Source organism: Lysinibacillus sp. 10T31 (assembly GCF_056394365.1).
Genome location: NZ_JBFTHS010000001.1, coordinates 44,449 through 62,469, shown reverse-complemented (window position 1 = coordinate 62,469; position 18,021 = coordinate 44,449). Strand labels below are relative to the sequence as shown.

Annotated in this window: 15 protein-coding genes and 1 pseudogene; 12 read left to right on the top strand and 4 right to left on the bottom strand. The window is 36.8% G+C overall.

The genetic code is table 11. The features are described 5' to 3' along the window. The first annotated feature begins 52 nt into the window (after nt 1-52). The 3 genes from AC1DCY_RS00330 to AC1DCY_RS00320 all read left to right on the top strand — a co-directional run bounded on the left by AC1DCY_RS00330 (nt 53) and on the right by AC1DCY_RS00320 (nt 2,851). Complete coding sequence (locus AC1DCY_RS00330) at nt 53-1,282, top strand: MFS transporter (protein ID WP_477346411.1); 1,230 nt, start codon at nt 53-55, stop codon at nt 1,280-1,282. A 436-nt stretch (nt 1,283-1,718) separates the two neighbouring features. Further along, nucleotides 1,719-1,844 carry a hypothetical protein gene (locus AC1DCY_RS00325; RefSeq protein ID WP_477346409.1) on the top strand — a complete coding sequence of 42 codons (126 nt, stop codon included), beginning with the start codon at nt 1,719-1,721 and terminating at the stop codon, nt 1,842-1,844. A 140-nt stretch (nt 1,845-1,984) separates the two neighbouring features. Continuing rightward, nucleotides 1,985-2,851, top strand: coding sequence for a MurR/RpiR family transcriptional regulator (locus AC1DCY_RS00320; RefSeq protein ID WP_477346407.1), 867 nt, complete (start codon nt 1,985-1,987; stop codon nt 2,849-2,851). 107 nt (nt 2,852-2,958) lie between these two features. Here AC1DCY_RS00320 and AC1DCY_RS00315 read toward each other — a convergent pair whose 3' ends face one another. Next, nucleotides 2,959-3,759: an N-acetyltransferase family protein gene (locus AC1DCY_RS00315; protein ID WP_477346405.1), complete on the bottom strand. Its 801-nt coding sequence runs from the start codon at nt 3,757-3,759 to the stop codon at nt 2,959-2,961. A gap of 388 nt (nt 3,760-4,147) precedes the next feature. Between AC1DCY_RS00315 and AC1DCY_RS00310 the strand changes: the two genes are divergently transcribed. Next, a complete protein-coding gene (locus tag AC1DCY_RS00310; protein ID WP_477346403.1) occupies nt 4,148-5,074 on the top strand; it encodes a manganese-dependent inorganic pyrophosphatase in 927 nt (308 codons plus the stop codon). Between the two features lie 37 nt (nt 5,075-5,111). Here AC1DCY_RS00310 and AC1DCY_RS00305 read toward each other — a convergent pair whose 3' ends face one another. After that, nucleotides 5,112-6,491 carry an FAD-dependent oxidoreductase gene (locus tag AC1DCY_RS00305; protein ID WP_477346402.1) on the bottom strand — a complete coding sequence of 460 codons (1,380 nt, stop codon included), beginning with the start codon at nt 6,489-6,491 and terminating at the stop codon, nt 5,112-5,114. A gap of 126 nt (nt 6,492-6,617) precedes the next feature. On the opposite strand from AC1DCY_RS00305, the gene AC1DCY_RS00300 reads away from it, so the two are divergent. The 3 genes from AC1DCY_RS00300 to AC1DCY_RS00290 all read left to right on the top strand — a co-directional run bounded on the left by AC1DCY_RS00300 (nt 6,618) and on the right by AC1DCY_RS00290 (nt 11,054). Continuing rightward, nucleotides 6,618-7,325 (top strand): DsbA family oxidoreductase, encoded by a 708-nt coding sequence (locus AC1DCY_RS00300; RefSeq protein ID WP_477346400.1) that lies wholly within the window; start codon nt 6,618-6,620, stop codon nt 7,323-7,325. Nucleotides 7,326-7,763: 438 nt separating this feature from the next. Beyond that, on the top strand, nt 7,764-8,387 hold the full coding sequence (locus AC1DCY_RS00295; protein ID WP_477346398.1) for an FMN-dependent NADH-azoreductase: 624 nt from the start codon (nt 7,764-7,766) through the stop codon (nt 8,385-8,387). Nucleotides 8,388-8,693: 306 nt separating this feature from the next. Then, entirely contained in the window at nt 8,694-11,054 is a 2,361-nt protein-coding gene (locus AC1DCY_RS00290) for a bifunctional 2',3'-cyclic-nucleotide 2'-phosphodiesterase/3'-nucleotidase (RefSeq protein WP_477346396.1), read from the top strand. A gap of 257 nt (nt 11,055-11,311) precedes the next feature. Here AC1DCY_RS00290 and AC1DCY_RS00285 read toward each other — a convergent pair whose 3' ends face one another. Then, nucleotides 11,312-11,584, bottom strand: coding sequence for a DUF2500 domain-containing protein (locus AC1DCY_RS00285; protein WP_477346394.1), 273 nt, complete (start codon nt 11,582-11,584; stop codon nt 11,312-11,314). A gap of 120 nt (nt 11,585-11,704) precedes the next feature. After that, nucleotides 11,705-11,791 (bottom strand): annotated as a pseudogene (locus tag AC1DCY_RS00280) (YceI family protein); the annotation flags it as partial. 733 nt (nt 11,792-12,524) lie between these two features. On the opposite strand from AC1DCY_RS00280, the gene AC1DCY_RS00275 reads away from it, so the two are divergent. From AC1DCY_RS00275 to AC1DCY_RS00255, 5 genes are all read left to right on the top strand, one after another. After that, nucleotides 12,525-12,830, top strand: coding sequence for a winged helix-turn-helix transcriptional regulator (locus AC1DCY_RS00275; protein WP_142508525.1), 306 nt, complete (start codon nt 12,525-12,527; stop codon nt 12,828-12,830). A gap of 221 nt (nt 12,831-13,051) precedes the next feature. Beyond that, nucleotides 13,052-13,966, top strand: coding sequence for a UDP-N-acetylmuramate dehydrogenase (gene murB / locus AC1DCY_RS00270; RefSeq protein ID WP_477346392.1), 915 nt, complete (start codon nt 13,052-13,054; stop codon nt 13,964-13,966). Nucleotides 13,967-14,021: 55 nt separating this feature from the next. Continuing rightward, nucleotides 14,022-14,777, top strand: a complete 756-nt coding sequence (locus tag AC1DCY_RS00265) for an exodeoxyribonuclease III (protein WP_477346390.1) — start codon at nt 14,022-14,024, stop codon at nt 14,775-14,777. Nucleotides 14,778-14,883: 106 nt separating this feature from the next. Further along, entirely contained in the window at nt 14,884-15,132 is a 249-nt protein-coding gene (locus tag AC1DCY_RS00260) for a hypothetical protein (RefSeq protein ID WP_477346388.1), read from the top strand. 158 nt (nt 15,133-15,290) lie between these two features. Then, the gene (locus AC1DCY_RS00255; RefSeq protein ID WP_477346386.1) at nt 15,291-17,654 is read left to right on the top strand and encodes a penicillin acylase family protein; all 2,364 of its coding nucleotides are present in this window, start codon (nt 15,291-15,293) and stop codon (nt 17,652-17,654) included. Nucleotides 17,655-18,021 lie beyond the last annotated feature (367 nt).

The following is an 18,021-nucleotide window of genomic DNA, read 5'->3' as shown; positions in this document are numbered from 1 at the left end:
ACTGTATAGTAAACTTATGATGTAAAGTCAAGTGTAAAGACAGGTGATTAAGGTGACAATAAATACAGTAACAACGAATAAGTCTCAACAATCTATTTCTCGCAATAAACTATTGAGGGTAGCGGGGGTAGGCTGGCTTTTCGATGCAATGGACGTAGGAATACTATCATTCGTTATTGCAGCTTTAGCAGTTGATTGGGGATTAACGCCAAGTCAGTCGGGCTGGATAGGTAGTATAAACTCAATTGGGATGGCTATAGGAGCTCTTGTTTTCGGCGTGCTTGCCGATAAAGTGGGACGTAAGCAAATTTTTATGTGGACGCTTGTATTATTTTCGTTGGCAAGTGGCTTGTCTGCGTTTACCACTACATTAGCTGCTTTTATGGCATTACGCTTTTTTGTAGGCATGGGGCTAGGGGGAGAATTGCCAGTCGCTTCGACGCTAGTTTCTGAGAGTGTAGAAGCCAAAGAGCGTGGGCGAGTGGTTGTTTTGCTGGAAAGTTTCTGGGCGGCGGGGTGGTTAATCGCTGCATTGATTTCGTATTTTGTTATTCCTTCATGGGGCTGGCGTAGTGCTTTATTGTTAACAGCAATTCCAGCAATATATGCAATTTATCTCCGTTGGCATTTGCCAGATTCACCACAATTTACAGTAAAGGCCGAGTCTAAGAAACGAAGTGTTATGCAAAATATTCGAGAAGTATGGTCGAAAAAATATGCACGCTCGACACTTATGTTATGGGTGTTATGGTTTACGGTTGTTTTTTCGTATTACGGTATGTTTTTATGGCTCCCAAGTGTCATGGTTGGGAAAGGCTTTGATATGATTACGAGCTTTAAGTATGTTCTCATTATGACGCTTGCACAGCTACCAGGTTATTTTACAGCTGCATGGTTTATAGAAAAATTCGGACGGAAGTTTGTACTTGTCTCTTATTTAATTGGTACAGCAGTAAGTGCTTTCATTTTTGGTAATGCGGAAACAATAGTAGTGCTATTAACATCTGGGATGTTTTTATCGTTCTTTAACTTAGGGGCATGGGGTGCACTTTATGCTTATACACCAGAGCAGTATCCAGCAATTATTCGTGGAACGGGTGCAGGAATGGCAGCAGCTGTTGGGCGTATCGGTGGTATTTTTGGACCATTGTTAGTAGGTTCTTTATTAACAGCAGGTTATGATATCGGCTTTATTTTTACTATTTTCTGTGGAGCGATTATTATCGGTGTTGTTGGGGTAATATTCCTAGGTCAAGAAACGAAACAAATTGAATTAGAATAACAAAAATAATCATGTCTTGGATGAATTATAATCCAAGACATTTTTATTATTCGACTACATAAAAATTAGAAGTTATTAATTTTTATACAAATATTTCTAAAAATCTGTTAAAATCACAATCAATAAGGTACATCACTGAAAATGGAGATGACATTTTGTTAAAGAGTATATCATGTGGATATAGAGCTATAGTGATGATTCATTAATCGACTTTGATAAAGGAAATAGAACAATTTTATGTCTTTTTATTGCGAATCATCATATTAGCAAGTTAAAGCATTGAAGATTTTTCAGAAAAGTCGTTGTATTCAGATTGCAATCGTGATACTGTATTTTTAACTTCTTTCAGCAATTATTTTCTGTAGCGAAAGAGAAGCGACAGGTACAGAAAATAATTGCTGAAATATAGGAACTCAGTCTAAGAACGCCACGGTCTGTGGCAATTTATCTGTGCGAAAGCGAAGCGGCAGCAACAATCGGGTTTTATCTGTGCGAAAGCGAAGCGGCAGCAACAATCGGGTTTTATCTGTGCGAAAGCGAAGCGACAGCAACACACGACTGAGTGACCAACATCACGTTGGCCCAAAGCCTCTGGCGGATTCCGGATGCAAAATTATGCCGAGGCATAATTGATCCGAATTTAGAATCAATAGGAAACAATCTCCATTCGTGATAATTTCATTGAAAGAAAGGTTGTTAGAAATGAGCATTAATGAAGAAATAGAAAGAAGATTTGTTAGGCTGTCGAAGGGGCAGCGTAAAGTTGCACAATTCGTTATGAATAATCCTACAATTATAATCGGTAACGGAGCAGCAGAAGTTGGTAGACAGGCTAATGTTAGTGAATCGACAGTTATTCGTTTTTGTTATGCGATGGATTTATCGGGCTATATAGATCTTCAAGACAAAGTTAGAAGCTTTTTAATGGCTCAAAATGATGGTGCGAGTATCCAGCCTACATATTCTTCAAGTAAACGGAATATACCAAGTTTTGGTAAGGTGATGCAACGTGATATTCGAAATATTCAAGACACGATTCATTTGATTAACGATAACATGCTTCAAAAAAGTTCAAAATGGATGCATGAAGCAGAGAATGTTTATATTTTAGGTACTCGTCAAGCTGCGTCCATTGCAAATTGGTTATCGTCTACAATGAAAACTTTACGTCCAAATGTAAAACAGCTTAGCTCAGAATCCGAAGATATTGTACAACAAATTAACAGTATAGGGGAGCAGACGACATTAATAGTTTTTTTATGGGACAAATATTCTAACGACATTCAAACGATTGTAGAAATTGCCAAGAAGAAAAAGGCTAAAATTATTGCTATTACTAGTTCGGCGTTGTCTTCTATTCGGGAATATGCAAGTGCGTTATTTACACTTGGTCTGAAAAAGCAATCTTCATTGGACGTTATTCCAGTATTGTTTTCGTTTTTACATGCGCTAATTGAGGAAATGGTCAGTCAGGATAAAGCACAATATGAGAAGTATCAGCAATCATATGAGCAATTAGAAAATAATTTGTTATTCTTAGACGCAGTTAGAGAAAAGCAAGTTTTCTAAAAATGTTACAACGCGTAGAAAACGTAAAATACTGATCTATGCGTTTTTAACAATGCAAACATAAAAAAGATGTCCAAATAAGTTTTAGACATCTTTGAAAAACAAGTTTATAAAATTTTACTTAAGCTATGTTCGTTAATAAAGGTATCATTTAATTTAATGGCGTTTTGTCGGATACCTTCTTGCTGAAAACCTAGTTTTTTAAACAAATTTAAAGCACTATCATTATGCTCCATAACAGATACTTCTAAGCGCGAAATATCCCGCTGTATAGACCAACGTTCAACCGCCTTCATCAGCTCTGAACCGATACCTTGTCGTTGATGCTCTTCTTTAACAGCTAGGTGGACTGATGCAACATGCTTAGCTTTAGAATGTTTATATCCATGAATAACGGCATAACCGGCAAAAATGCCATTTAATATACAAAGTAAAATCGTACGGTTTTTTAATTGTTTCCAATAGCCTAAATCTTTACGAAGCTGTTGAACTGTGAGGTCTAATTCGTTTTGCATGTTGTACATGAAGTCAGTTTGTTGAAAAATTTCTTCTTGCAAATGAATAAATGATCTAGCATCTGATGCTTCAATTGCTCGAATTATGTATGCTGATGGGTTTTCGTCATTTTTAGAAATATTGCTCGTAGTCTTTATTTGTGTGCGCGAGAAAGTTACACTGCTACCGAGCTTAACATCAATGACATAGTAGCCTGCATTTGTCCATGACAAATAGTGAGAGAGAGGGGGCTTTGTTTTCTTCCACCAGCTCCTATTCAAGTAAGCTGCATTTGGCAAGGCCTGTCCCATAATATTTTCGAGTTCGCTAAATGATAAAGTAATTTCTTGTTGTAAAGCTACATCAAAATAATTTGCTAAAGGAATATACTTTTTTTCCATCTTCTTTGTCATCGTGATCCCCATTTCCTGTATATCCTAATATATATATAGACTACCTGATGATAGCATAAAATTATGGTTTCTTAAATATAAAAACACAACTATATATCTATTTAAAGTAAATATTTTTTATAAAATATGCATTATTATTATTAAATGTTATAAATAGGATGTTATTAACAGATAAATATATTAAATTTAATAATAATCCATAATTAGTATTAGAGTAATTTTTAGATCATCTCGATAAAGTGAGGTTGATCTCCGTTTGACTGTGCACTTTCCTGGGGTATTGGTAGAAGATCCTTTATAGATAAACTTTCACTTTATATGATGTTTGCTCATAAGGTATGATAAAATAAAATATAAATGTTATTGCCATTCAGGAGGAATATATTCAATGAGTAAAGTTTTAGTTTTTGGTCATAAAAATCCAGATACAGACACAATTACATCTGCAATTGTATATGCATATTTAAAACAGCAAATTGGCGTTAATGCTGAAGCGGTACGCCTTGGAGAAGTAAATAACGAAACACAATTTGCTTTAGATAAATTTGGCTTTGAGGCACCTCGATTAATTTCATCAGTAGTTGGAGAAGCAGAAAAAGTAATCCTCGTAGACCACAATGAATTCCAACAATCAGCTGATGGCATTGAAGAAGTACAAATTACAGAGGTAATTGATCATCACCGTATTGCAAACTTCCAAACGGCTGATCCACTATACTATCGTGCAGAACCTGTAGGCTGTACTGCAACGATTTTAAACAAAATCTTCAAAGAACATGGCGTAGCAATTCCTGCAAACATTGCTGGATTAATGCTTTCTGCTATTGTTTCTGATACATTATTATTCAAATCTCCAACTTGCACAGAGCAAGATGTAAAAGCTGGTGAGGAACTAGCGAAAATTGCAGGTGTTGATGCCGCTGAATACGGTTTAGCAATGCTTAAAGCAGGTGCTGACCTTTCAGACAAATCATTAGAAGATCTTTTATCATTAGATGCAAAAGAATTCCAATTTGGTGAATATAAATCTGTAGTAGCTCAAGTAAACGCTGTCGATATTAACGATGTGCTTGGCCGCCAAGAGGAATTAGAAATTTTATTAAATAAAAATGTAGCGGAAAATGGCTTAGATTTATTCTTCTTTGTTGTAACAGATATTTTAAACAATGATTCAACTGCCGTTGCAATTGGACAAGTAGCAGAGGCTGCAGCAAAAGGTTTTGGCGCAGAGCTTGTGAATAATCGCATTCTTTTACCAGGTGTTGTATCTCGTAAAAAACAAATCGTTCCAGTTTTAACTGATGCATTGAAATAATGAAAAGAGGTTGTCCTGAAAAAGGCAACCTCTTTTTTTATTCTAGTTTTAAGGGGTGTACAGCAGGACCTTCAAGAACTTCTCCTTTGGCATTAAAGCGAGAGCCGTGACAAGGGCAATCCCAAGTTTCGTCGGCTTCATTCCATTTTGTTTTACAGCCTAAATGTGTGCAAGTTGGTGTATTGGCGTGTTTAACATAACCTGTCACGAACTCCTTAGCTACGAAGCCGCCTACCTTTAGCATCTGCATAAACTGAGCCCCGAACTTCGTACGCGCTGGCGAATAAAGAGGAATTGCACCATCTTCATTCCCTGCTCCTGTTATAAGTGATGATAATATATCTCCCGCTACAAAAGAATTGGAAATCCCCCATTTTCTATAGCCAGTTGCAATGAAAACATTAGGCAAGGACGGTGTAATCCTGCCAACATACGGGACCATATCAGGTGTCTCAATGTCCTGCGCTGACCAGCGAAAGATTGGATCCTGATCGAAATGCGCTTTCATTTCATTTTGAATAGCCTCATAATAGGGCTCCGTATTAGTTGTTTCACCTGCGATATGATTAGCTCCACCTAATACTAAATAGTGCTCGCCGTTAATGGTAGCCGTCCGAATAGAGCGAGTAGGATTATCTACACATAAATATTGACCTTGTAGTGTATCCGTAATTTTGCTAGCAACCATATAGGAGCGACTGTTAGAAAGTTTAAAAAGCTGAAGTCCTCTAAATGCTTCGATTGGATAATGTGTGCACAAAATAAGTTTGTTGTATTGAACCGACATATCATTTACGGTATGTAAGTTATTTTGTGGTATGTTTAATTGCTGAACACGGGTATTTGTGTAGATTTTTGCACCCATTGATAATGCTTCTTTTACAAGGAAATTACAAACTTCTACAGGATGTATTTGAGCCTGCTGGGACATGCTAAGTGCTTTTGTAACTGGGAAGGGAAGCTCTGTTTCAGAAGTGAGTTTCGCCTTAATATTTAATACTTTATAGGCATTCCATTCTTTTAATAATTGGGCATAGCCTTCTTTTGTTTGGCAATAAAGCAAGGAATCTACTTGTTGAATGCTTTCTTTAGGGAGTAACTGTAATGCTTTTTCAACTGCTATTTGATTGAGCTGATAATAGAGTCGTGCCTCATTTACAGAAAGCTTTTCAATAAGGTTGGCATAAACTAAGCTATGCTGTGCAGTTAATTTTCCTGTTGAATTACCAGTCGTACCATGACCGATATGGGAATTTGCCTCAAGTAAGACCACATCTACACCTGATTTTGCTAAGACATATGCTGTATATAGTCCCGTCAAGCCTCCACCGACTATACATACATCACAAGTTGTTGATGCTGGAAGCGACGGCAGAGAAACGGGATCAATTGTACCGAGCCAAAGAGATTGTGTCATACATAACCCTCACATTGTTTTTACGTTCAGTATGTAGATTGATTTGAAAATTTATGCAATGAAGCATAAAGATTGCCTTACTGTAATTACTATCGCTACAATGTAGCAAAAGGAGCGTGATTACCTATGAAAATTGAAATCTGGTCAGATTATGTATGTCCATTTTGTTATATTGGTAAAAAGCAACTAGAGCAGGCGATTCAGGATACGGGTTTTGAAGGACAGGTAGAGCTTGTTTATAAAAGCTATCAACTTGACCCAACAACACCTGTGGAAACAAATGTGTCTACATATGAAGCATTGGCGAAAAAGTATGGAATGTCACTAGAAAAAGCGAAGGAAATGACGCAAGGTGTTGCTGCTCGAGCTAAAGAAGTTGGTTTAGATTATAACTTTGATAATTTAATGGAGGAAAATACATTAAAAGCGCATCGTCTAGTAAAATGGGCGGAGCAACAAGGGGATGTTTCAGCGCTTGTTGAAGCACTATTATATAGTTATTTTATTGAAGCAAAGCGAATTGGCCAGGACGATGTATTAATCGATATTGCTGAGCAAGTTGGTCTGGATCGTGAAGAAGTTGCAAAGGTTCTTTCTATCGATGATTTTAAAACAGAAGTAGAGACTGATATACAGGAAGGATTACAGCTTGGTGTACGAGGGGTTCCGTTCTTTGTGCTAAATCGTAAGTACGGTATTTCTGGGGCACAACCTCAAGAAGTATTTGAAGAAACTTTACGTAAAGTTGCAGAGGAAGAAGGCTTACAACCAGGATTAAAGATGGCAGGCTCTGAAAATGGTGGAGTTTGTACTGATGATAGCTGTAAATTTTAATTCTGATAGAGAAAGGTAAGAAATAATAGAACCTGATCACTTTGGGCAGGAAGCTGATCTGACTATTACAACATTCGGGTAAGGACCTCGAAAAGGTCGGGTTCCCTTACAACTCTCGAAACACGAAGAAGCTCTGGTAAGTTCATTTCACACTCCAAGCAACCTAACACATATGCTTTAATAGCTCATTAACAAAAGGGGATGGAATCGCAGTATCATGTGGCAAAGTTGATTGGAATGGAGACTGGACGCCCCTAGGAAAGCGCCCAGTCGGAACGGAAAGTAACCTTACTTTATGATGTAAATATTTTGAATCAACCACATTTCAGTCAAAAGTCTGAGTCTACTAGCGTTGACTTTTCCCTCTAATTTTTTTAATATACTTATATATCTTGAATTCGAGATATTAAACTTTGTTTTTAAGGGAGAATTTATATAATGAATGTATTAGTAGTAAAAGCTAACAACCGACCAGATGGTATTTCAACAAAAATGTATGACACATTTATGGAAAATGTACAAGGTGTAGATGTAACGACTTTTGACGTATTCGCAGAAGATATGCCTTATTTCGGTCAAGATCTTTTCAATGCTTTTGGTAAAGTTCAAAACGGTGAAGCGTTAACTGACGTTGAATCACGTCTTTTAGCAGCAAAACAAAAAGCTATGGATGCTTTAACTGCAGCAGATGTTGTTGTATTTGCTTTCCCACTTTGGAACTTAACAATCCCAGCGAAATTACAAACTTTCATCGACTATGTATTCCAAGCTGGTTATACATTTAAATATAATGAAAACGGTCAATTAGAAGGCTTAATGGGTGACAAAAAAGTTGTTATCTTAAATGCTCGTGGTGGTTACTACTCTGCACCTGAAGCACAACCAATGGAAATGTCAGTTAACTATATCAAAAACGTTGTTGGCATGTTCGGTATGGAAATTATCGAAGAGGTTATCATTGAAGGTCATAACGCGTCTCAAGATAAAGCACAAGAAATTATTGCAAATGGCCTAGAAGCGGTTAAAAATGTAGCTCAATCTTTACAAACTGTAAACGCATAATAAATTATTTTTTAATAAAAGTTCTCTCTAATTCGAGAGAACTTTTTTTATTTCTTTCATAGAGGTATGGTAATGGTGAAGAGGTCTAAAATATTGGTATAATGCGCATGTTTTTGATTTACATTTAATAACATCATATTGTGTGAAGTAAATATAATATGATATTAATCTATTTTTTTTGATTAAAGTGTTTTGCTATTTGGTTAAAAATACATACAATTAGGACTATTTGTTCAGTTAATAAAGCAATTAGTATAATATAATAGAAATCGTAGGAAAATATTAGATTTATAAGGAGGGTGTTTCATGAATAAGAAAATAATAACTAAATTCTTAGCGGTATTACTTGTTCTATTCACGGTCTTACCATTTGGACTATCCGCAAATGCTGCATCAAACGATGTAACACGTGGGGATTATGTGAAAGAATTAGTAGAAGGCTTAAATGTAGAGCTAGGTGATGGTTCCAAAATTGCCTTCACTGACGTCTCTAAGGATTTAGCCCCGTATGTAGAAAAAGCAGTGGAATTGAAGCTTATTAAAGGTAAAACTGCGACATTGTTTGGTCCAAATGATAAATTGACACGTCAACAAGCATTTGTCATTTCTGCTCGTGGATTAGTCAAAGAAAACGCTCCACTTTCTGTATTAGATAAGTTTAAAGATGTAGATCAAGTTGCAACAACACATAAGCAAGATTTAGCAAATGCCGTTGCTGCAAATATATTACAAGGCTTTGCGGATAACACAATTCGCCCTCGTGACTATGTAACAACTAAGCAAATGCAAAGTATTATTGAACGCTTTGTAGCCGAATACAAATTACCTACATCTACAACTAAAGTAGATCTTCAAATTTTAGGAACAACAGATATTCATACAAACCTTGCAAATTATAATTATTTCTTAGATAAAGAATCAGCTGATATAGGTTTAGCAAACACAGCAACATTAATTGAACAAGCCCGTGCTAAGAATCCAAACACATTATTATTTGATAATGGCGATTTAATTCAAGGAACGCCATTAGGCTCTTATAAAGCATTAGAAAATGTTTTAAAGCCAGGTGAGGTTCATCCAGCTATTGCAGCACTTAATGCACTGAAATATGATGGTGGGAATCTAGGGAATCATGAATTCAACTTCGGTTTAGAGTTTTTAGATGAAGTAATAAATGATGCAAAATATCCGGTATTAAATGCCAATGCATACGACGCTAAAACAAAAAAACATTTGTACACTCCTTATGTAATTATTGATAAAGAGGTTGTAGACAATACAGGTAAGAAGCACACGCTTAAAGTTGGTGTTACAGGTATCGTACCTACGAAAATTGTTGAATGGGATGCTATCCATTTAGCAGGCAAAGTAGAAATGCAGGAACCAGTTGAAGCGGTGAAAGAAGTTGTACCAGAAATGCAAAAAGCAGGCGCAGACGTAATTGTAGTACTTTCACACTCCGGTATTGGTGAAGATACTTACGTAAAAGGTGCCGAAAACGTTGGATACCAAATCTCTGAGATTGAAGGGGTAGACGCTTTAATTACAGGTCACTCTCATTTAACATTCCCAGGTGACTATAAAAATCTTAAAAACGTTGATCAAGAAAAAGGGACGATTAACGGAGTACCTACTGTAATGGCAGGAAGCTATGGTAGTTATCTAGGAGTCATTGATTTAAAACTAGAACAACAAGGCTCTAAATGGGTTGTGGTGGATGGAAAAGGTTCTATCCGTTCTATTAAACAAGAAGGCTTACAACCATCTAAAACAGTTTTAAATGCAATTAAAGAAGCGCACGAAGGTACGTTAAAGTATATTCGTCAGCCTGTTGGTGAGACAACTGCACCAATCCATAGCTACTTCTCGATGGTTCAAGATGATCCTTCTATTCAAATTGTGACACAAGCTCAAAAATGGTTTATTGAAAAAGAATTAAAAGGTACGGCTGATGAAAAAACACCAATACTTTCTGCTGGTGCCCCTTTCAAGGCAGGCTCTCGTAATAACCCTACAGATTACACAAATATTCCTGTAGGTCCGCTTGCAATTAAAAATATGGCAGATATCTATGTTTACGATAATACAGTTGCAACGATTAAAGTAACAGGTGCACAAGCAATTGAATGGTTAGAGATGGCTGCTGGTATTTTTGCAACAGTTGATCCAAATAAAACTGAAGAACAAAATATTATTGACCCAGAGGCACGTTCTTACAATTTTGACGTATTAGATGGCTTAACATATCAAATCGATGTTACGTCACCAGCAAAATATGATAGTCGAGGCATTCTAGTAGACGGAAAAGCAAATCGTATTAAAAACGTGCAATACAACGGTAAACCAATTGATTTAAATCAGGAGTTTATAATTATTACAAACAATTACCGCGTAGGTGGTTCTTATGGTGCCACATTTAAAAATACAGATGGCTCTAACATAACAAACTATGCTTATGAAAATCGTCAAGCTGTAATTGATTACATTATAGAAAACAAAACAATTAATCCTGCTGCGGATAACAACTGGTCATTTGTACCGTTCCCAGCAAATACAAAAATTATTTACAACTCTGCTAAAGATGCACAAAAAGTCATTCCTGCAGGTAGCAATATCGAATATTTAGGCGATACAGAAGGCGGCTTTGGTAAATATTTAATTAAGTAATAATGAATGTTAAAAGGAGAGTGCGTTGTTAAACGCTGCTCTCCTTTTTGTGTCGCTCAAATGTATGATAACGTGTTCCTTGAAATGTTAATAAGCCATAGTCACCATCTGCAAGCTGTCCATAATCACGACCATTCATTTTTAACTTCTTTCAGCGGTTGTCCAAACATCCGCTGAAAGAAGTTAAAGCCTCCGGCGGATGTCACGGAATCGGAAAGGAGTTCTTTGTGCAAGCACAAAGCCGATTCCGGACGCAATTATGCCGAGGCATAATTGATTTCTAGACGATCACCACTTTGTACTTCGAACGTGACATAGTACGATGTATGGGCACTAGAGTTACCAGAACCTCCACTAGTGTTCGAACGTTTTGTTACGACTTTAGCGGGTACTGTTAATAGTGGTTCATTGTTGTTTTTCGACCATTGAAAGATACCTTTAATAATAGTAAATGCGATAATACCGAACACGATAAAAAATATTATTGAAATAAAAATGGGTACAAAAGAGAATTCATCAAACCCAACCATAAAAGAGAAGGCCTCCAATCTATGAAATATTGTGCTTGAAGTCGTTATATAGGCGGATGTTACAGAAATCGGAAAGGAATTAAGCACAAAGCCGATTCCGGGTATAGCAAATTTCTTGTCTTCTAGTTTTTCAATATATGTAGAAGTAAATGAAATTTTTGGATAAATGTCAGCGTCAAAAAAATTGGGAGATACAAGATGCACATCACGATCAGAGTTTTTGTAGAAACACTAGCGACAGCTACCCTCCATTTGTTCAATGTTTGAAAAAGCTATTTCTGCATTGTACGATTCAAAAACACCATATATTTTTGATATCATCATATGTCGTACAGAAACGCCAGTAGTTGAATGACTAAAATCATCGCATACTTTTTCGTTGGAAAAGCCCCTTGAACCAATATCTTACATGAATGATAAAATAAACAATTCGGATATTCAATGGGTTTTTAGAGAAAATGAGAGAATATTACATTGATAAAAGTTCATTTTGTGAATGTTTAAAATGATTATAAAAAGTCTATTCTGTAAGACAGTTTTGTCAACATAACGTCATAACCGTACGTTATCTTTTCTTTTACAAAGGAAACAACAATGGAAGGAGTCATAATAATAAAATCATGCGCATCTATATAGAAGTAAGTTGCCATTTTCAATACAGATATTAAACGACCATGACTCTCCTCTAATCGAACGGTCATGGCTAATTTCTATGGCACCATTAGTTTTTATATAAGTACTAAAAACTATATCTATAAGGACAGAGTTAGATAAGGTAGTAGTTACCTGCAAAGCAAATCCCAAAATGATAAAATATCCATAAGTTACATTTAGTAATTAAATAAAAAAAAGTAAATAAATTATTGTTAGTAAATAAGTTACTTCAAATTTACTTTTTTAAAAATAATCGTTACAATAGAGTACATAAGAGGTGAAAAAAATGAATGAGTCAAATTTATGTCCTCGTTTAGCTAAAGCAATGGATTTAATTGGGAAACGCTGGACAGGGCTAATTTTATATCAATTATTAGACGGACCACAGCGCTTCAATGAGATAGAATCTTCATTACCTGTAAGTGGTCGTTTATTATCAGAACGTTTAAAAGAACTAGAAAAAGAAGGACTTGTTGAACGAAAAGTATATTCAGAGGTACCAGTGCGTGTTGAGTATTCTTTGACGGATAAAGGTTGGGCATTAGAAGGAGCAATCCGCAATATCGAATCATGGGCATCGAGTTGGCTTTGAAATTGTTAAGTCTATCTCGAAATTTCTGATGGATAGATAAACATTGGACATATGTAATACTAATGACCATGAATTTTCTTTATCATATTCATCATCTCTGCAGGGGCTCTCGCTACCCGTTAAGGCGAGATAAAAAATAACCTTCATTTTACTTGTCAAATTAGGGTTCTAAATCCATACTAGTGTAGAGTAAGAAGGACGTTAGAAAGGAAATAGCTCTCATGACAAAAGAACAATGGGTGGCGGATTTAGCACAGAGCGTTAATCCAGCCAATATTAAGTTAGATGAATCATTACAGCAATATACTATGACAAAATTAGGCGGTAAAGCGGATGTTTTCGTTCTCGTTGAAACAGAGGAAGAAGCAGCAACGGTTATTCGCTATGCCCATAAGAATAATATACCTTTATTAATGTTAGGTAATGGATCTAATATGGTCGTTCGTGATGGCGGTCATCGAGGGATCGTTGTTACATTTTCATTTTTAGATGAGATTCGCATTAATGGTGACCATGTTTACGCGCAAAGCGGTGCACTTATAAAGGATGTATCGAAACTAGCTGCGGCAGCATCTTTAACAGGTTTTGAATTTGCATGTGGTATCCCTGGCTCAGTTGGAGGAGCTATGGCAATGAATGCAGGTGCATATGGCGGTGAAATTAAGGATATTATTATTTCTTCGAAAGTATTAACAAAAGAAGGCGAAATTTTAATATTATCGAAAGATGAACTTGAACTTAGTTATCGTCAAAGTATCATTGCTAAGAAGGGGCATTATGTATTATCATCCGAATTTCAATTAGCAAAAGGTGTACAGGAAGAAATTGATGCAAAAATTGCTGATTTAACGTTTCAGCGAGAATCTAAACAGCCGTTAGAATACCCATCTGCAGGAAGTGTTTTTAAGCGCCCACCAGGTCACTTTGCTGGCAAGCTTATTCAAGATAGTGGCTTACAAGGAAAAGGCGTAGGTGATGCAGAAGTATCAACGAAGCATGCAGGCTTTATTGTTAATAAAGGTAATGCAACAGCTACTGACTATATTGCAACAATCCAAATGGTACAACGAGTAGTTAAAGAAAAGTTTGGCATCGACTTAGAAACAGAAGTAAAAATCGTTGGTGACGAATTATAGGATACTACGCCCTTCGCTAATGGTGGAGGGCGTTTTTTGAGGAGTGAAACAGAAAATGAAGTTTATATCATGGAATGTTAATGGAATTAGAGCCTGTTTAGGTAAAGGGTTTTTAGATTTCTTCAATCATGTTGATGCAGATTTTTTCTGTATTCAAGAAACAAAGTGTCAGGCTGAACAAGTGGAGATTTCTCTTGAGGGATATGAGCAATATTGGAATTATGCAGAGAAGAAAGGTTATTCAGGTACAGCCATCTTTACAAAACATACCCCACTTGCAGTACGTTATGGTGTGGGTGACGATGAATCGCAGGAAGAGGGGAGAATTATTACACTAGAGTATGAAGATTTTTACTTAGTGAATGTTTATACCCCGAATTCACAGCGTGATTTAGCTAGACTACCTCTTCGTTTAGAATGGGAGGATCGATTAGCGTTATATTTAAAAGAGTTAGATTCTAAGAAACCTATAGTCTACTGCGGTGATTTAAATGTCGCACATATGGACATTGATTTGAAAAATGCGAAGTCTAATGTTGGTAATTCAGGTTTTACATATGAAGAACGTGCAAAAATGACGGAGCTATTGGCAAGTGGTTTTGTAGATTCATTCCGCTACATGCATCCAGATACAACAGACCACTATACATGGTGGTCTTATATGAATAAAGTACGCGAGCGTAATATCGGATGGCGTATTGACTACTTTATTGTTTCTGAGAGACTAAAGAACAACATAAATGAGGCTAGCATTCATTCACATATTATGGGCAGTGATCATTGCCCAATTGAATTACAGCTAAATAACTAGTTTTTATGAAAAATCGTATTTCTAAAAGGAAATACGATTTTTTTTATACTGCGACACAATTAATAATCAATTATGCCTCGGCACAGTTGTGTCTGGAATCGGCTTTGTGCTTAGGCCTGCGGATGTTTTTTGCGCGAAAGTGCAGTGCAAACGTAGCGACAGCAATGTGTTTTTTGTCTGTGTGAAAGCGAAGCGACAGCAACAACAAATGTTTTTTGCGCGAAAGCGTAGTGCTAACGTAGCGTCAGCAACGTGTTTTTGTCTGTGCGAAAGCGAAGCGACAGCAATTGTTTTATCTGTGCGACAGCACAACACAGCACGATGTTGGTCACTCAGGCGTTTTCACAGGATGTGAAGTTCTTAGCCTGAGTTCCTCTATTTCAGCGAATGTTCTTTGTAGCTGACGTTGCACTTTCGCTACAAAGAACATTCGCTGAAAGAAGTTAAATTTCAAACCTTTTAAAAGGATTTGAAAGCTAGTAAAAGAATATATTGCAAAAAGGGGGTTGAGATATGAGAAAGTTTACATGGAAAAAGTGGGTTCTAGCTATTGCAGGATTTTTAGCCATAGTAGCTCTTGTTGCATTTATCGGATTTACATGGTTTATGAATAAATCAAAACCAGTAATTGATGGAGAGCTTTCAGTGAGCGTGCTAGATCAGGATGTAACTGTCACAAGGGATGACAAGGGAATCCCTCATATTTTTGCTAAGACAGATGCAGATTTGTATCGTGCACAAGGCTATGTTCAAGCACAAGACCGACTGTTTCAAATGGATTTAGCGCGAAGACAAGCTAGTGGTCGTTTGTCGGAAATAATCGGTGAGGCAACTATTGATACTGACAAACATTTCCGAACGTTTAGCTTGCGTGATGCAGCTGAAAAATCATTATCTACCTATGATGCAGAAAGTAGACAGGTACTTGAGTGGTTTGCAGATGGCGTCAATGCTTTTATTGCACAGGCTAAGAAAAATAATACATTAAGCTATGAATTTGCATTACTAGGCTACGAACCAGAGGAATGGTCCGTTGTAGACTCTCTTACTATAGGTAAATATATGGCCTATGACTTAGGGGGTAATTGGAATACGCTTGCATTCCGTCATTGGGCTTTACAAAACTTTGGTGAAGAAAAAGCTAAAGAATTATTTATAAAATACCCTGAAAACGCTTCATCCATTATCAAGGCAAATAAAGAAAATCCAGTAGCCGTGGCAGGGCATTTTAAGACCGAACTGTTGCCAAATGAATTTAACGGCAGTAATAACTGGGTTGTATCGGGGAAGAAAACCAAAAACGGTACACCAATTTTAGCAGATGATCCACATTTAGGATTGAGTACACCATCTATTTGGTATCAAATGCATCTGCAATCTCCTGAGCAAAATGTGAGTGGCGTAATCTTTGCGGGTGTTCCGGGCATTATTTTAGGTCACAACGATAACATTGCATGGGGTGTAACAAATGTTGGACCTGATGTACAGGATCTATATATTGAAATACCAAATCCGAATAATCCAACACAGTTCCGCTATGATGGCAAGTGGGAACAAGCAGAGGTGCGTAATGAACCGATAAAGGTAAAGGACGGAGAAACGGTAGATTTTAATGTCGTTGTCACACGTCACGGTCCAATCATGACAGATTTAGCTTTTAAAGATACTGAGCCTACAGCACAATTTTCGATGCAGTGGACGGCACTGCAACCAACGGCAGAACTACGTGCAGTGATAGGTTTTAATAAGTCAAAATCCTGGAGTGAATTTGAAAAAGCATTAGAGGATTTTAAGGCACCAGCTCAAAATTTTGTTTTTGCATCAAAGGATGGCACAATTGCTTATAAAGCGAATGGTCAAATTCCGATTCGAAAACAAGGGGATGGGCAATTGCCGGTACCGGGTGATTCTAGTGACTATGGGTGGGAGGGCTTTATCCCGTGGGATGAGCTTCCGACTGTAGTAAACCCAGATGAAGGCTTTATTGCAACAGCGAATAATGAAGTTATTGGGGAAGAATATCCTTATCATATAACAGATTTTTGGGCACAGCCTTATCGTTTTGAACGGATTAAGGAAGTTTTAGCGGCGAATGACTCTTTAACAGTGGAAGACATGATGAATTTACAAATGGATCAGCATAACCTATATGCTCGTGAGTTTTTACCATATTTATTAACATCAATAAAAGCACAAGATCAGGGTGGGAAATATAAAGATGTTATTAAATTATTAGAGGATTGGGACATGGTGGATGCAAAGGATTCAGGGGCGCCATTAGTGTTCCATACATTAATGGAAAAGTTACAGGAAGTGTTATTTAAGGATCAGATGCCAGAAGATATGTATGAATTAATGTATGGAAAATTTAATATTACAGACCAGCTTTTACGTACAGCTTATGCCGGTAAGAAGAGCGTATGGATTGATGAGCAGGGTGGAGTAGATGCAACAGTTTACAAGGCGTTAGAGCTCACTGTTGCACAAATAGAAGATCAATTCGGAAAAAACGTATCGAAATGGAAATGGGGTAACTTCCATCAACTTACCTTTGACCATACATTAGGTAAAGCTTCGCCGATTCTTGCAGCATATTTTAATGCTAAAAAGGTTCCTATTGGTGGTTCAAAGGTTACTGTTCAGGCTGCTGATAATGACTTAGCTGGAAATGTTAATCATGGAGCATCATGGCGCTTTGTTGTAGATGTTGGTGATTTAAGCTCAGCCTATCATATTGTTGGTCCCGGACAGAGTGGACATGTAAAATCTACTTGGTATCAAGATCAAGTAATGGATTGGGCTAATGGAGATTATCATCAAACGTTTGTGAGCAAAGAAGATATTAAAGGTAAAACGTTGCGATTAAAAGCACAATAGGATGAGAGGCTATAAGAATCTATAGGTTTTTATATTAAGACAACATGGTTTCTCAGCAAAACGAGTGGACGAAGGCGTTATCACAGGACGTGATGGTTTTAGCCTTCGTACCCCTATCGCTGATCCCCGAGGAGTCGCTCAGTCTCCACTCCAATCAACCTCTTAGCATGCCATATTTATCTCCACTTTGTTTAATATGTCACCATAATTTCATTATCACAACAACATGCAAAGTTATCACATTGAAGTGATAGCTTTTTTGCTTTATATTTATAAGTTAACAATTTAAATAAAGACATTTTTATATCTGTGATATAAATCATTTACATTCAAATATCCGTTTGAATATGATGGAATATTATGTTAT

Excerpts from the sequence above, each read along its gene's own strand:
- murB (WP_477346392.1), top strand. The coding sequence starts at position 13,052 with ATGACAAAAGAACAATGGGTGGCGGATTTAGCACAGAGCGTTAATCCA.
- AC1DCY_RS00285 (WP_477346394.1), bottom strand. The coding sequence starts at position 11,584 with ATGGTTGGGTTTGATGAATTCTCTTTTGTACCCATTTTTATTTCAATA.
- AC1DCY_RS00315 (WP_477346405.1), bottom strand. The coding sequence starts at position 3,759 with ATGACAAAGAAGATGGAAAAAAAGTATATTCCTTTAGCAAATTATTTT.
- AC1DCY_RS00290 (WP_477346396.1), top strand. The coding sequence starts at position 8,694 with ATGAATAAGAAAATAATAACTAAATTCTTAGCGGTATTACTTGTTCTA.
- AC1DCY_RS00295 (WP_477346398.1), top strand. The coding sequence starts at position 7,764 with ATGAATGTATTAGTAGTAAAAGCTAACAACCGACCAGATGGTATTTCA.
- AC1DCY_RS00265 (WP_477346390.1), top strand. The coding sequence starts at position 14,022 with ATGAAGTTTATATCATGGAATGTTAATGGAATTAGAGCCTGTTTAGGT.
- AC1DCY_RS00275 (WP_142508525.1), top strand. The coding sequence starts at position 12,525 with ATGAATGAGTCAAATTTATGTCCTCGTTTAGCTAAAGCAATGGATTTA.
- AC1DCY_RS00300 (WP_477346400.1), top strand. The coding sequence starts at position 6,618 with ATGAAAATTGAAATCTGGTCAGATTATGTATGTCCATTTTGTTATATT.
- AC1DCY_RS00255 (WP_477346386.1), top strand. The coding sequence starts at position 15,291 with ATGAGAAAGTTTACATGGAAAAAGTGGGTTCTAGCTATTGCAGGATTT.
- AC1DCY_RS00320 (WP_477346407.1), top strand. The coding sequence starts at position 1,985 with ATGAGCATTAATGAAGAAATAGAAAGAAGATTTGTTAGGCTGTCGAAG.
- AC1DCY_RS00310 (WP_477346403.1), top strand. The coding sequence starts at position 4,148 with ATGAGTAAAGTTTTAGTTTTTGGTCATAAAAATCCAGATACAGACACA.
- AC1DCY_RS00305 (WP_477346402.1), bottom strand. The coding sequence starts at position 6,491 with ATGACACAATCTCTTTGGCTCGGTACAATTGATCCCGTTTCTCTGCCG.